Here is a 13,980-nt window from a genome sequence, read left to right as displayed (position 1 = left end):
CGGCTCACTCCGCGCCCGTGCCGAGGGTCTTGGCGTACGCCTGGATGCTCGCGGCGGCCTGCTCGGCGGTCTGGGTGCCCTTGGCCACGGTCTCGACCTCCTTGCCCAGCCGGGTGGCGACCTGCTGCCAACTGCCCACTTGGGGAAAGGCCTTGGTGTTCTTCAGCTGGGTGAGGAAGGCGTCGAGGAGCGGCTGCTTCTTGACCGCCGGCGCGTCCCAGGCCGAGATCACCGCGGGCAGCGAGCCGTACGCCGAGTACTGCGCGACCTGTGTGCTCGGCTTCGAGACGTACCGGACGAACTTCCACGACGCGTCCGTGTTCCCGCTGTCCGCCAGGACGCCCCAAGTCCCCCCGGCGGAGAAGGAGATGCTGCCCGAGGCGCCGGCCGGCAGCGGAGCCGTGGCGACATGGGCCGCCGTCCAGCCGGTCTTCTTCGCGGCGGTGTCGAGCTGCCCGAGCACCCATGGGCCGGTGATCATCGTGGCGGTCTTGCCGGACACGAAGTACGGCTGCGCGTCGAGGAAGGTGGGCGTCGCGGTGTCGGCCGAACCCGAGGTGAAGAACGACGCGTTGTACTTGAGCGCGTCGACCATCGCCGGTGTGTCGAGGGTCCAACTGCCGCTGGACGAGAGGAGGTTGCCGCCCGCCTGCCAGGCGTACATCGCGACGTCCTGGCCGTTGAAGATGTCCCAGCCGTTGTCCGCCCCGAGCCCGTGCACGGCACCGGCGCCCTTCAACGCCTTGAGGAACGGCACCATTTCGGCCCACGTGGTCGGTGCCTCGACGCCCGCCTTCTTGGCGAGGTCGGCGCGGTAGACGAGGGCGTACGTGTACGCGTACCAGGGCACGGTGTAGGCCACGTCCTTGACCAGACCGGCGTCCCACAGGCTCTTGAAGAAGGCGCCGGAGTCGACGAGTCCGTCCGGTACCGGCCGGAGGATCGACGGGTCGAGGAACTGGGCCTGCGACTCGGGGAAGAACTGGGCCACGTCCGGGCCCTTGCCCGCCGCTATCGCCGCCTGGAGTTTCGTGTAGTACTCGGAGTTCGGTATCAGCGTGAACTTCACGGTGACGTCCGGGTTCGCGGCTTTGAACGGCTTGATCACCTTGCCGAGCACATCGGCGTCGCCCTGGGCGGCCCAGACGTTCACGGTGCCGGTGGCCGGCTTGTCGTCGATCGACTTGGCGGTGGCCTTCGCGGTGGCGGTCGCGGTGTCGCCGCGCCCACAGCCCGCGAGGGCGAGGGTGCCGAGCAGGGCGGTGCCGGCGGACAGTCTGAGGACGCCGCGGCGGGAGGGATCGGACACTCGGGGGCTCCTGTCTCATGGGGCGCTGAGGACAGTGAAGGGAATTCCGGAGCCTCGCCTGTATTCGGGTTCCGGGATTTTCGGGGAAAGCAGCGTTATCGGTCCGGCGGCCGTCATGCGGCTGATGGGACCTCTGTGGCTGACTGCGACGTTAGGAAGGGTCTGTTTCGCCGGCGTGGCTCAGCCGTCACGAATAATTTCGGAACTTGTAGCGAAATCCCCGACAGAGGGAAAACCCTTGAGTGGCCCTGACCTGGGTGACATGGACGGGGCAACGCTGTCATCCTCCACGCAGCCACCCCCACGAATCCTCCACGGATTGGTCAAAGTTCGTCCGGTCCCGCACAGCTCGGCTCTTCCCGGACAGCAGACCCGGCTGTCCGGTCTGTCACCGGCCGCGTTCGCGGTCGTCGCAGTAGGAGTAAGAGTGAGACGCATCCCCCGCAAGCGGATGGCGATAGGAGCCCTGGTCTCCACCGCCGCCTTCCTGGCTGTCGGCATCCAGTCGGTGCCCGCGACCGCGAAGCCCGCCTCCCCCCACCCGAGTCCGCTGCTCACCGGCAGCCTGGAGGCGAAGCTCACCCCGGCCCAGCGCACCGCTCTGGTGAAGAGCGCCACCGCGAACAGCACGACGACCGCCCGCACCCTCGGCCTCGGCGCCAAGGAGAAGCTGGTCGTCAAGGACGTCGTCAAGGACAACGACGGCACCGTCCACACCCGCTACGAGCGCACCTACGCCGGTCTCCCCGTCCTCGGCGGCGACCTCGTGGTGCACACACCGCCCGCCGCCGAGGCGACCGGCACGGTGAGCGCCACCTTCAACAACAAGCACACCCTCACGGTCCCCTCGACCACCGCGTCCGTGGCCAAGTCGGCCGCCGAGACCAAGGCCCTGACGACCGCGAAGGCCCTCGACGCCAAGGCGCCGAGCACCGACAGCGCCCGCAAGGTCATCTGGGCCGGCACCGGCACCCCGAAGCTCGCCTGGGAGACGGTCGTCGGCGGGTTCCAGGACGACGGCACCCCGAGCCAGCTGCACGTCATCACCGACGCCACCACCGGCAAGGAACTCTCCCGCTTCGAGGGCATCCAGACCGGCACCGGCAACACCCAGTACAGCGGCACGGTGTCACTGAGCACCACGCTGTCGGGTTCGACGTACCAGCTGTACGACACCACGCGCGGCGGCCACAAGACGTACAGCCTCAACAACGCCACGTCCGGCACCGGCACTCTGATGACGGACGCGGACGACGTATGGGGCACCGGCGCGGGCTCCAACACACAGACCGCCGGCGCGGACGCGGCCTACGGCGCCCAGGAGACCTGGGACTTCTACAAGAACACCTTCGGCCGCAGCGGCATCAAGAACGACGGCGTCGCCGCCTACTCGCGCGTCCACTACAGCACGGCGTACGTCAACGCCTTCTGGGACGACGACTGCTTCTGCATGACGTACGGCGACGGCACCAGCAGCACCCACGCGCTGACCTCGCTGGACGTGGCGGGGCACGAGATGAGCCACGGCGTCACCTCCAACACCGCCGGGCTCGACTACACCGGTGAATCAGGCGGGTTGAACGAGGCGACCTCCGACATCTTCGGCACGGGCGTCGAGTTCTACGCGGCGAACTCCACCGACGTCGGTGACTACCTCATCGGCGAGAAGATCGACATCAACGGCGACGGTACGCCGCTGCGTTACATGGACGAGCCCGACAAGGACGGCGGCTCCGCCGACAGTTGGTACTCCGGCGTCGGCAACCTGGACGTCCACTACTCCTCGGGCCCGGCGAACCACATGTTCTACCTGCTCTCCGAGGGCAGCGGCACCAAGACCATCAACGGCGTCACCTACAACAGCCCGACCTCCGACGGCGTCGCCGTCGCCGGCATCGGCCGGGCCGCCGCCCTGCAGATCTGGTACAAGGCGCTGACGACGTACATGACGTCCAGCACCAATTACGCCGGAGCCCGCACCGCCGCGCTCAGCGCCGCCGGCGCGCTGTACGGCACAACGTCCGCCCAGTACGCGGGAGTCGGCAACGCCTTCGCCGGCATCAACGTCGGCAGCCACATCACCGTGCCGACCACGGGCGTCACGGTCACCAACCCGGGCAGCCAGTCCTCCACCGTCGGCACCGCGGTGAGCCTGGCGATCACGGCCAGCAGCACCAACAGCGGCACACTGACGTACGCCGCGACCGGACTGCCGACCGGCCTGTCGATCAGCAGCTCCACCGGCGCCATCACCGGCACCCCGACGACCGCGGGCACCTACAGCTCCACCGTCACGGTGACCGACTCCACCGGCGCGACCGGCACGGCGTCCTTCACCTGGACGGTGAGCGCCACCGGCGGCGGCAGTTGCACCTCGACCCAGCTCCTTGGCAACGCGGGCTTCGAGTCGGGCGCCACCACCTGGACCGCGACCAGCGGGGTCATCACCAGCTCCACCAGCCAGGCGGCGCGCACCGGCTCGTACAAGGCCTGGCTCGACGGTTACGGCTCGACCCACACCGACACGCTGTCCCAGTCGGTGACGATCCCGAGCGGCTGCACGGGGACGACGTTCACCTTCTACATCCACATCGACACGGCTGAGACCACCACCAGCACCGCGTACGACAAGCTGACGGTCACCGCCGGATCCACCACCCTGGCCACCTACTCCAACCTCAACGCGGCCAGCGGGTACGTCGCGAAGTCCTTCAGCCTGTCGGCCTTCGCGGGGACCACGGTCGCCCTGAAGTTCAGCGGCGTCGAGGACTCCTCGCTCCAGACCAGCTTCGTCATCGACGACACCGCCGTCACGACCAGCTGATCCGCTTCCCCCGTTCGATCCGGCACCCCGCACGCGCCCCCAGGCGTGCGGGGTGTCCGGTTTCCTCAGCTCAGCGGGTCCAGCGTCAGATAGGCCTGCTGCGGGTTCCCGTCGTTCACCAGGGACTCCTGGGCGCCGACGTCGTCGAACGCGAACGCGTACGCCTTGCCGTCGGCCATCTGCGCGTGGATCTTGCGCGCGTAGTGGTTGGTCACCGTGTCCACGTAGAAGTTCGCCGTGGTGGTGTCCGGCTGGTTGGGGTTGACCAGGAGCGTGGAGCGGTTGAAGCCCGCGCACAGCGTGCGTGAAATCGGGCCGCGCACCAGGTCGTTGGGGGCGTCGAGGTACTTGTAGCAGCCGAAGATGCTGGCCGCGTCCGGCTTCTGGAAGGTTGTCACGACCGCACCGGAGCTGTTGGTGAAGTTCATGACGTTGCCCGACACCCGGCCGTAGTACTTCGTGTTCGGCTGGTTCGAGAACGGTGTCACGGTCAGCGTCGACGACGAGTACTTCGACCAGACACGGTTGATGTAGTCGTCCATCACGGTGCTCGGCAGGGCGCCCGTCTCGATCCCGTACGTCGGTGAGAGCGCTCGCAGAACCGTGCCGTCGGACCGGGTCTGGATCAGGTTGGCCCAGCCGCCCGGCTGACCACGCAGGGCGTTGAAGAACCCGGTGTAGCCGCCCGACTTGAGGTGCCCGGTGCTGGCCGTGCTCCCGTCGGCACGCTGCACCCCGACCGCATACGGCACGGAGAACATGTCCACCTGGGTGCTGTTGATCCACAGTCCGGAGTCGTTGAGCGTGTACTCGGACCAGTTGAAGAGGATGTTGCGGTTCGGGTCCGTCGGGTTCTGCACGGCCGGCTGCACCAGACCGCCGGTGGTCAGCTTGAACACCAGCTTCTGGCCGTAGGAGAAGTAGATGCGGCCCGAGAACTTGGGGATCCGGATGGTGCTGGACTGTCCGGCCGCCGGGCCCGCGATCGAAGCGTCCGGCGCCGGAGTGGGCGGGTTGCCCCCGGCCGGCCAGGCGTGGAACGTGCCGTTGGCGTCGGCCCAACCCTGTTGGCCCGTGGCCAGGTTGGTGCCCAGGTTGTAGATGTAGACCGCGTCGCCGCGGCCCGAGCTGTTGGTGATCTTCAGCGGGATCGTGGCGGGCACCGCGGCATCAGCCGTCAGCGGTGTGGCCAGCGCGAGCATCGTGGCCACCGCGGTCGCGGCGCCCAGTCGACGCAGGAGTCTGACGAGCACTACTCACCTCCGTGTGGGGGGTGTACGAAAAATTGGTCCGTACCTATGTGAGAGCGCTCTCAGCGTCGCGCCGAGGCGCGGGCATGTCAATGAGTTGAACGAAAGGTGCCAACGGCAACTCGCGCCGCGGGCACCCGCCTTGAATCAGTGAAAGCGGTCCGTCGATCAGAACGTACGGTCCAGCAGGTCGAGCAGCGCGACCCAGTGACGCTCGTCGGCCTTCGCGTCGTACGCCGAGGTGTCGGCCTGCGTGTAGCCGTGCTGCGCCCCCGGGTAGACCTCGCAGCGGTGCCGGACGCCGGCCGCGGTGAGCGCGTCCTCGAACCGCTTGATCTGGTCCTCGGGCAGCGAGGGGTCCTGGTCGGCGTGGCCGAAGTACAGCTCGGCGGTGATGTGTTCGGCGGCCAGGTGCGGGCTGTCGGGGTCGTCGGTGGCCAGCCGTCCACCGTGGAAACCGGCCGCGGCCGCTACCCGGTCCGGGTAGGCGCCGGCGGTGTAGAGCGCGAGGCGGGCGCCCATGCAGTACCCGGTGATCGCGATCGGCCCGTCCACGACCGACGGCGACTCGGCCAGCCAGCGCAGATAGGCCCCGGCGTCCCGCTCGATCAGTTCCGGATGCCGGGCCAGCCCCATGATCAGTGGGCCGACCTTCTCGAAGATCTCCGGACGCCCGTCGTGGTCGATGAACTCGGGCAGCTCGACCACCGGCGCGCGCCCCTGCCGGTAGAACACGTTCGGCACGAGCACCGCATAACCGGCCTCGGCCAGCCGATCGGCCATCGACTTCAGGTGGGGGCGGAGCCCGAAGGCGTCCTGGTAGAGCAGCACGGCCGGACGGGGAAGCTCATCGCCGGGATGCACCCAATAGGCGTCGGCGATGCCATCCTCGGTCGGGATGTCCACGGCTGTGCCCTGTACGGCGGTCATGGCGGGGGTGCCTCCCAGCGGATCGGCGCCGGGCCACCTGCCGGCCCGGCGCGGCGTGTTCCGATCATCGTGGCACGCCCGCCCACGGCCCCTCCGCAGGGGTCACTCGAAGCCGAACCGGGGTCACTCGAAGCGGGAGACGTCCCCCGCGCCCTTGCGGACGATCTCGGCCTCGCCGTTCGAGAAGTCGATGACGGTCGTCGGTTCCGTGCCGCAGTCCCCGGAGTCGACCACCGCGTCCAGCACGTGGTCGAGCAGGTCCTTGATCTCCCAGCCCTGGGTCATCGGCTCCTCCTCGTCGGGCAGGAGCAGGGTGCTGGACAGCAGCGGCTCGCCCAGCTCGGCCAGCAGGGCCTGGGTGACGACGTGGTCGGGGATGCGCACGCCCACGGTCTTCTTCTTCGCGTGCAGCAACTGGCGCGGCACCTCCTTCGTCGCCGGCAGGATGAACGTGTAACTGCCGGGCGTGGAGGCCTTGATGGCGCGGAACACGTCGTTGTCGATGTGCACGAACTGGCCCAGCTGGGCGAAGTTCTGGCACACCAGCGTGAAGTGGTGCCGGTCGTTCAGCTGCCGGATCGTCTTGATCCGCTCCAGGCCGTCACGGTTGCCCAGCTGGCAGCCCAGCGCGTAGCAGGAGTCGGTCGGATACGCGATCAGCGCACCCGAGCGCACACTGTCCGCGACCTGGGAGATGGTGCGGGGCTGCGGGTTGTCCGGATGCACATCGAAGTACTTGGCCACCCGCCGAGCTTATGCCGTGCCCGCGCGGGTCGCCGCACGGGCCCGTTGCCACCCGTCGGTCCGGCGGGTGTGTACCCCGGCGAATCAGGGGAAGCCGACGAGAGCGCTCGGGTCTCTCCCCCGAACCCGGGCAGGACCGGCTCCGCCCGCGGCTCACCTCCGGGGCCGCGGCGGGGCGGTTCTTCGCTCTTGGAATGCGGTTCTCAGCTCTTAGATCGCTGACCCGCGCAGCCGTACCGGCACTTCCTGCCAGCCGAAGGCGATGAACGACGGCACCTGGCGCAGCTCGTCCGCGTCGACGGCGAGCCGGGCGTCCGGGAAGCGGTCGAAGAACGCGGGCAGCGCGGTCAGGGCCTCCACGCGGGCGAGGGGTGCCCCGATGCAGCGGTGCACGCCGATACCGAACGACAGGTGGTCGTCGGCTCCGCGGGCCGCGTCGAAGACGTCAGCGTCCGGGCCGTAGTGCGCGGGATCGAGCCCGGCCGCGGCGTACGTGGTGATGATGGCGTCCCCGGCCGGGACGGTGACGTCCCCGACGGTGAGGTCGGTGACCGCGAACCGCAGCGGCAGCGAGGCGATCGACGGGTGGACGCGCAGGGTCTCGTCGACGACCGCGTCCCAGCCGATCTTCCCGGCGCGCACGTCCGCCAGCTGCTCGGGCCGCTTGAGCAGGGCGACGATCGCGTTGCCGATGAGGTTGACCGTCGTCTCGAACCCGGCGCCGATCACCAGCAGTAGCGTGTACAGCAGTTCCTCGTCGCTGAGCCGGTCGCCGTCCTCGTCGCGCACCCGGATCAGCTCGGTGGTGAGGTCGTCGCCGGGGTGCTCGCTGCGGTGGGCGATCAGCGCGGGCAGCACCGTGCCGATCTGCCGCTGTACGGACGCCGCGTGCTCCGGGGACGGGTCCGAGGTGTCCATGATGGCCGCGATCAGCCGCCCGGTGTCGTCCACCAACTCGTCGGGCACACCGAACAGTTCGCAGATGATCCGCATCGGCAGGGGATGGGCGAGCGCCGCCCTGATGTCGACCACCTCGGCGTCGTCGGCCGCCACCGCGTCGAGCAACTCGGCCGTGATCGTCTCGACCCGGGTGCGCATCGCCTCGGTGCGGCGGTGCGTGAAGCCCGGCGCCACGAGTTTGCGCAGGCGGGCGTGGTCCGTGCCGTAGGTGGAGAGCATGTTGATGACGCCGATCCACCCCAACACCCAGCCCCAGGACGGGTGTTCGCCCATCTCGGACCACAGGTTCCAGTGCAGCCGGGGGTCCCTGCTGACCTGCGGGTCGAGGATCAGTTCCTTCAGCGTGTCGTAGCCGGTGGGGGCCCAGGCGGGGATGCCGCCGGGCAGTTCGACGGGCACGATCGGGCCGAGGGCACGCAGCTTGGCGCTCTCGGCGGCCATGTCGGCGCCGAACGGGTCGAGGGCGATGCGGTCGGACACGGTCACGACGGGTCTCCTGGCTGGTCGGGGGAGCGGGGGCTGAACCGGACGGGCAGCGAGGTGAGCGAACGGTGGAAGGGGCCGGGCCGCCAGGTCAACTCCGCGCGCGGTACGACGGGTTCGAGGTCCGGCAGCCACAGGGTGAGCCGCTCGATCGCCTCCGTCGCGATGAGCAGCGTGTGCTGTTTGACCGGGCAGGCGTGCGGACCCGCCGACCACGACAGGTGCGAGGCGTCCTTCGGGTGCCGGCCGCTGACGACCTCCTGCTCGGCGAAGTGCGCGAGCGCGCCGTACGAGACGACGACCGGGATCGCGGGCCTGATCCACGCGCCGTGGAAGGTCACCGGTGAACGGGCGTAGTGGATGCCGTAGTTGGCGAGCGGCGTCTCGTGGTGCAGCACCTCCACCACGGCGTCCATGACCGGGCGGGCGCCACTGGTCAAAGTGGAGTAGTAGACCGAGGTGCCGAGGATGCGGGACAGGGCGTTGGACACCAGGTTCGCGGTCGGCTCGTGGCCCGCGCCCAGGGTGAGGAACACCTGCCAGGTGACCTCCTCCGGGGAGAGCCCGGCAGGATGGTCGAGCAGCCAGCTCGGCAGGTCGTCGCCGCGTGACTCGGCCTTGGCGGCGATGAGTTCGAGGACGTAACCGCCGAACTCCGCCTCGCCCTCGGTTGCTTGGGAGCCGCCCTCCATCATCTTGCCCAGCGCCCGGTCCAGCCGCTCGCTCTGGCTGTCGGGCAGCCCGAACAGGCTGTTGAACACCAGTGCCATCAACGGCCGCGCGAACTCGCCCACCAGATCGGCCTGTCCGCGCGGCCCGATCCGGCTCACCAGCACATGCACCGCCCGGTGCACCCGGGCGCGCAGGTCGTGCGGCTCGATCCGCTCGAAGGCGTCGATCAGCGAGGCACGGTAGCGGACGTGCGCCGCGCCGTCCGAGAACAGGGAGTTGGGCCGCCAGCGCATCATCCCGAGGACCGGCGAGTCCCCGGCGACCGTCGACTCCCACGGCCGGGGATCGTGCGAGAAGGTGCCGGTGTCGCGCAGCAGCTCCAGTGCCGCCCGCCGCTCGGTGACGACGTACGCCGGTACGCCCGGGGCGAGTTCGGCCCAGCCGACCGGACCCTGGGCGCGCAGGGCGGCGTAGTAGCCGTAGGGATCCAGCGCGAAGCCGTCCTCCCACAGGCGGACGGGTCGGGTGGGGCCGACGGGGGAAGTGGTGGTCACCGGTGCTCCGGAGGGTCGCGGTCGATCAGATGCTGGACCAGGGCGAGCAGCGCGTCGAGGGACGAGTCCGCGTCCCGGGCGTCACAGGTCACCAGCGGTGTGCCGGGCGCCAAGTCCAGTGCGGTGCGCAGCTGTTGCTCGGTGTGGTGGCGGGGCGCGTCCGGGAAGGTGTTGAAGGCGACGGCGTACGGCAGGCCGCTCTCCTCCACCAGCGCGAGCACGTCGAACGAGGCGTCGATGCGACGGCTGTCGACCAGGACGAGCGCCCCGAGCGCGCCGTACGCGATGTCCTCCCACAGGGCCCGGAACCGCTCCTGCCCGGGCGTGCCGAACAGATACAGCACGATTCCGCCGGGCAGGCTGATGCGCCCGAAGTCGATGGCGACGGTCGTTGTCGACTTCTCCCGCACCCCGTCGAGATCGTCCACCGCGACGGACGCCTCGCTGAGCCGCTCCTCGGTGTGCAGCGGCCGGATCTCCGACACGGAGTCGATGAGCGTCGTCTTGCCCACCCCGAAGGGACCCGCGATCAGGATCTTGACCAACTCGCGGGCGGTGTCCGGCAGATGGATGTCGCCAGTGGTGCTGCCGCTAGTGGTGCTTGAGGGCGCGTAGGCCATCTGCGACTCTCTTCAGCAGGTCGGGATCGAAGTGTTCGGCGGGTGGGATCGGGGCTCGGGCGAGCGCCAGGCTCCGGTCGAGCAGACCGGCGGCCAGGACGCGCACCGCGGACACGGGCAGCTCCAGCAGGGCCGCCGCCTCCAGCACCGTCAGCGAACCGCCGTACAGGGCGTCCAGCAGGGCGAGTTGGGCCGCGGGCAGGTCGGCCGGGGCGGACTCGCCGCTGCCGCTGAGCACCGTCAGCCGTTCCAGATGCGGGCGGCTGGGCCGGGCCACACCGCCGGTCGACAGATACGCGGGAACGAGAGGACGGCCGCCGCGGCGGCCCGTCATGCCGACGCGCCGCCGTCAACTCCCCGCGGAGCGGCGGCCATCGCCTTCTCACCCAGCCGCGCCACCTGCGAGTGCACCCGGTGCGCCAGCAGATCCAGCCGCACCTCGGTGTCGCCGTAGGCCGCCACACAAGTCCCGTGATCCGTAGGGACGATGAGGACATAGCCGTGGTCCGACTCGATGACCACCTGCCGAATCTCGGCCCCTTCCCGGTCGGCGAACGCCGCCGCGGCCGTACGGCACGCCCCCTGCACCGTGCTGGTGATCGCGGCCACCCGCTCGCCCGAGGCCTGGGACAGCGCGTCGGTGTACCCGCGCACCAGCCCGTCCCGGGTCAACAGCACCGCCGCGACCACATGCGGCACCTCCAATATGGGATCGAGCACCCACGCCGTGTCGCCCCCATCGCGGCTGGTCATCTAGCCGCTCCCCCTTCGTAGTCGGACTGCTGTGTCTGGTGCGCTGTCGCTGTTTCGGGTGCCGTAGCCCGCTCTGCCACGGCGGCCCCGGCGTCGTCGTTCGAGGCGCGCGCGGCGGCGGTGCCGGACTGGAGGGCGCCGAGTGCGGCGGCGGCCTGCTCCGGGCTGCGGTGCGGCTGGTGTCTCTCCGGGGCGGCCTGCGTGGCCGGTGCGACCGGTGCGGTGGCCGGGGTGCGGCGACGACGTCGTGGCAGGCCGCCGGCGTCGGGTACGGAGTGATGCCCGGCCGCGTCGACTCCGGCTTGTTCGGCGTGTTCGGCACCGTAGGAGTGGGCCGGTGCGGGCGTGGGTGCCGGCGTGCGGGTGGGTGCGGGGGCCCGGCGGGTCGAGCGCGGGGCGCCGGCCGCGGGCGGTTGCAGCTCTGGGTCGATCCGGCTGAGGAGATGGCTGTCGATGCGCAGGACCGCGCGGACGCCGCCGTACGGGGAGGGCGAGGAGACATCGACGCTCAGGTCGAATTGCCGGGTCAGGCGCCCGATCGCGGCGAACCCCATGCGCGGCGGGTCGCCCAGGTCGGTGAGCAGGATCGGGTCGGAACCGGCCACCATCCGCCGGGCGCGGTCGCGTTCGTCCTGGGTCATGCCGAGCCCCGCGTCGTCGACGGTGACGCAGGCGCCGTGGTGCACGTGCTCCAGGTTGACCACGACCTCGGTGTCCGGCGCGGAGTGCCGCAGCGCGTTGTCGAGGAGTTCGGCGACGATGATCGCGACCGGTTCGACGGCGTGCGAGACGAGCGCGGTGCCGGTTTCGAGGTGGTTGTGCACCCGCACCCGGTGGTACCCGGCGAGCCGGGCCTGGCCGCCGGTCACCGCCTCGACGAGGTGCGACTCCTCCCGGGCGAGCCCGACCCAGGCCCCGCACACGACGGCCGCGACCTGCGCACGGCGCAACGACTGCTCGTTCTCGTGGTCCAGCGCGAACAGCGTCTGCGTCAACTCGGGGTCGTCGTACCGCTGTTGGAGCGAGCGCAGAGCGTCCTGCAACCGATACAGCGCGGCCTGGATCTCCCGGGCGGCCCCGCGCATCCCGGCCTGCGCGGCCGCGTCGATCCGGGTGCGCTGCGCGGTGAGTTCCGAACGCACCGAGTTCAGCACGCTCTCCAGGCCGATCCCGAGGGGTGAGCCGATGAACTGCGGCTGCGCGGGCCCCGGGACGGTGACCCGTGGATGCGTGAGGTGCCGGGCGGCGGCCGGGATCCGCTGCCCCGCCAGATGCTCGATCTCGGCCGCCAACGCCGTCTGAACACTGTCCAGTCGGGACCGCAGCGCGGCCAACTCCTCGCGCTGAAGAGCGCGTTGGCGCCGCGACCGCCACAGCCCGGCTCCGAGAGCCAGCGCGGACAGCGTGCCGGCGGCGAGCGCGCCGGCCGCCAGGTCCGGTAATTCGGTCATCGAATCGAGTCCAAGAGAAGTCGGGCAGGGCCGAGTCGGGGCCCTTGAGGCTGAGTTCGGGTCCCTCGGGCGGGGCGCCCGGAGCACAGTACACACCGTCATCGACCGCTCTCGCACGGTGTAACAGGACTTCCCTTCGAAACTGACAGGCCTCTGTTCACTTCTGCGCCAAGTGTCTGAAATGGCGTGTGGGGAAAGAGAGTTGAGCCGCTAGGGTCGGTGCATCGTGCACGAAGGGGGAGCGGTGTGACGGGCGTCGCGCGGTGGCTGGACGGCATCGAGGAACAGGCCGCCGGTCTCCTTCCGCCGGAGATCCACGCCTACTTCCGCAGAGGCGCGGGGCAAGGGCTCAGCGTCGCCGAGGCCGCCCCGTCCTGGGACGGATTCCGGCTGCGCCCGCACATCCTGCGGGACGTGTCCCGGTGCGACACCTCAACGACCGTACTGGGCACGGCAGTCGACACCCCGGTCCTCATCGCCCCGAGCACTTTGCAGCGCCGCGCCCATCCCGACGGCGAGGCGGCCACCGCACTCGGTGCGGCCGGTGCGGGCTCATTGCTCGCGGTGACCTCGAACACCGCGGTCCCGTTCTCGGCCCTGGAGCCCTCGGGCGCGCCGTGGTGGGTGCAGGTGTACGTGGCCCGCGACCGGTCCCTGACCGAGGAGACGCTCCGGCGAGCCGTGGCGGCCGGCGCCCGGGCGGTCGTCCTGACCGCCGACACCCCCGTCATCGGCTCCCACGGCCGACCCGGCGCGCATGTCGCCGACTTCGTGGGCCCGGAGGACCTGTACGGCAACGTCACCGGCATCCCCGACCGGGAAGCCGCCGAACACGCGCCGGACCTCACCCCGGACGTCATCACCTGGCTGCGCGACCTGACCGGGCTCCCGGTCGTCGTCAAGGGCGTCCTGCGCGGCGACGACGCCCGCGCCTTCGTGGACGCGGGCGCCGCCGGGCTGATCGTCTCCAACCACGGCGGCCGCCAGCTCGACGGGCTGATCCCGACGGCCTGGGCGCTGCCGGAAGTCGTCGACGCCGTCGCCGGGACGGGCGCGGAGGTGTACGTGGACGGCGGACTGCGCCGGGGCACTCACGTCTTCGCCGCGCTCGCCCTCGGGGCCCGCGCGGTGTTCGTCGGCCGCTCTGCCCTGTGGGCCCTGTCCCTGGCCGGTGCGGAGGGTGTGACCCGTCTGATCGGGGACCTGACGGCGGAACTGGTCGAGACGATGCGGCTGACGGGGGTGGCGGAACTCCTGGCGATCGGGCGGGACTTGCTGCATTTGCCGGTGGACGTGAGCCGTTCGGTCGGGGCACCGCACGGCCGTTGACCTTCCCGGGGTGCCGTCGCCGATGCCACCGGTGAGCCCCGGGGGCCGCCTCGGCGGCCCGGTGAGATTCACGGCCCGGTGAGGATCATCATGGCCTGGCG

At 70.4% G+C, this 13,980-nt stretch carries 12 protein-coding genes; 2 read left to right on the top strand and 10 right to left on the bottom strand.

Annotated elements, in window-relative coordinates; translation table 11 throughout:
- Positions 1 to 4: 4 nt before the first annotated feature.
- Positions 5 to 1,309, bottom strand: a complete 1,305-nt coding sequence (locus SPR02S_RS10715) for an extracellular solute-binding protein (protein WP_019056955.1) — start codon at positions 1,307 to 1,309, stop codon at positions 5 to 7.
- A gap of 427 nt (positions 1,310 to 1,736) precedes the next feature.
- Here SPR02S_RS10715 and SPR02S_RS10710 point away from each other — a divergent pair, with 427 nt between their 5' ends.
- Positions 1,737 to 4,133, top strand: a complete 2,397-nt coding sequence (locus SPR02S_RS10710; RefSeq protein ID WP_026150407.1) for a M4 family metallopeptidase — start codon at positions 1,737 to 1,739, stop codon at positions 4,131 to 4,133.
- A 65-nt stretch (positions 4,134 to 4,198) separates the two neighbouring features.
- On the opposite strand, the gene SPR02S_RS10705 is transcribed toward SPR02S_RS10710, so the two are convergent.
- The 9 genes from SPR02S_RS10705 to SPR02S_RS10665 all read right to left on the bottom strand — a co-directional run bounded on the left by SPR02S_RS10705 (position 4,199) and on the right by SPR02S_RS10665 (position 12,550).
- Positions 4,199 to 5,386, bottom strand: coding sequence for a glycoside hydrolase family 64 protein (locus SPR02S_RS10705; RefSeq protein WP_019056953.1), 1,188 nt, complete (start codon positions 5,384 to 5,386; stop codon positions 4,199 to 4,201).
- Between the two features lie 165 nt (positions 5,387 to 5,551).
- The gene (locus SPR02S_RS10700) at positions 5,552 to 6,313 is read right to left on the bottom strand and encodes a dienelactone hydrolase family protein (RefSeq protein WP_019056952.1); all 762 of its coding nucleotides are present in this window, start codon (positions 6,311 to 6,313) and stop codon (positions 5,552 to 5,554) included.
- A 123-nt stretch (positions 6,314 to 6,436) separates the two neighbouring features.
- Complete coding sequence (locus SPR02S_RS10695; protein ID WP_019056951.1) at positions 6,437 to 7,057, bottom strand: L-threonylcarbamoyladenylate synthase; 621 nt, start codon at positions 7,055 to 7,057, stop codon at positions 6,437 to 6,439.
- Between the two features lie 210 nt (positions 7,058 to 7,267).
- Complete coding sequence (locus SPR02S_RS10690) at positions 7,268 to 8,503, bottom strand: cytochrome P450 family protein (protein ID WP_019056950.1); 1,236 nt, start codon at positions 8,501 to 8,503, stop codon at positions 7,268 to 7,270.
- The gene (locus SPR02S_RS10685) at positions 8,500 to 9,726 is read right to left on the bottom strand and encodes a cytochrome P450 family protein (protein WP_019056949.1); all 1,227 of its coding nucleotides are present in this window, start codon (positions 9,724 to 9,726) and stop codon (positions 8,500 to 8,502) included. Before SPR02S_RS10685 ends, SPR02S_RS10690 begins: the two co-directional genes overlap by 4 nt.
- Positions 9,723 to 10,346, bottom strand: a complete 624-nt coding sequence (locus SPR02S_RS10680) for a GTP-binding protein (protein ID WP_019056948.1) — start codon at positions 10,344 to 10,346, stop codon at positions 9,723 to 9,725. The genes SPR02S_RS10685 and SPR02S_RS10680 overlap by 4 nt, the downstream gene beginning before the upstream one ends.
- Positions 10,318 to 10,680: a DUF742 domain-containing protein gene (locus SPR02S_RS10675; protein WP_019056947.1), complete on the bottom strand. Its 363-nt coding sequence runs from the start codon at positions 10,678 to 10,680 to the stop codon at positions 10,318 to 10,320. The genes SPR02S_RS10680 and SPR02S_RS10675 overlap by 29 nt, the downstream gene beginning before the upstream one ends.
- A complete protein-coding gene (locus SPR02S_RS10670) occupies positions 10,677 to 11,099 on the bottom strand; it encodes a roadblock/LC7 domain-containing protein (protein ID WP_019056946.1) in 423 nt (140 codons plus the stop codon). The genes SPR02S_RS10675 and SPR02S_RS10670 overlap by 4 nt, the downstream gene beginning before the upstream one ends.
- On the bottom strand, positions 11,096 to 12,550 hold the full coding sequence (locus SPR02S_RS10665; RefSeq protein WP_019056945.1) for an ATP-binding protein: 1,455 nt from the start codon (positions 12,548 to 12,550) through the stop codon (positions 11,096 to 11,098). Before SPR02S_RS10665 ends, SPR02S_RS10670 begins: the two co-directional genes overlap by 4 nt.
- A 246-nt stretch (positions 12,551 to 12,796) precedes the next feature.
- On the opposite strand from SPR02S_RS10665, the gene SPR02S_RS10660 reads away from it, so the two are divergent.
- The gene (locus tag SPR02S_RS10660) at positions 12,797 to 13,879 is read left to right on the top strand and encodes an alpha-hydroxy acid oxidase (RefSeq protein ID WP_019056944.1); all 1,083 of its coding nucleotides are present in this window, start codon (positions 12,797 to 12,799) and stop codon (positions 13,877 to 13,879) included.
- The last annotated feature ends 101 nt before the right edge of the window (positions 13,880 to 13,980 follow it).

Source organism: Streptomyces prunicolor NBRC 13075 (assembly GCF_000367365.1).
Classification (GTDB): domain Bacteria; phylum Actinomycetota; class Actinomycetes; order Streptomycetales; family Streptomycetaceae; genus Streptomyces; species Streptomyces prunicolor.
The sequence above is the reverse complement of the archived record's forward strand: the minus strand, read 5'-3'. Positions and strand labels throughout refer to the sequence as shown.

What these genes read in the sequence shown, in the direction of transcription:
- SPR02S_RS10700 (WP_019056952.1), bottom strand. Translation starts at nt 6,313, where the DNA reads ATGACCGCCGTACAGGGCACAGCCGTGGACATCCCGACCGAGGATGGC.
- SPR02S_RS10680 (WP_019056948.1), bottom strand. Translation starts at nt 10,346, where the DNA reads ATGGCCTACGCGCCCTCAAGCACCACTAGCGGCAGCACCACTGGCGAC.
- SPR02S_RS10675 (WP_019056947.1), bottom strand. Translation starts at nt 10,680, where the DNA reads ATGACGGGCCGCCGCGGCGGCCGTCCTCTCGTTCCCGCGTATCTGTCG.
- SPR02S_RS10670 (WP_019056946.1), bottom strand. Translation starts at nt 11,099, where the DNA reads ATGACCAGCCGCGATGGGGGCGACACGGCGTGGGTGCTCGATCCCATA.
- SPR02S_RS10665 (WP_019056945.1), bottom strand. Translation starts at nt 12,550, where the DNA reads ATGACCGAATTACCGGACCTGGCGGCCGGCGCGCTCGCCGCCGGCACG.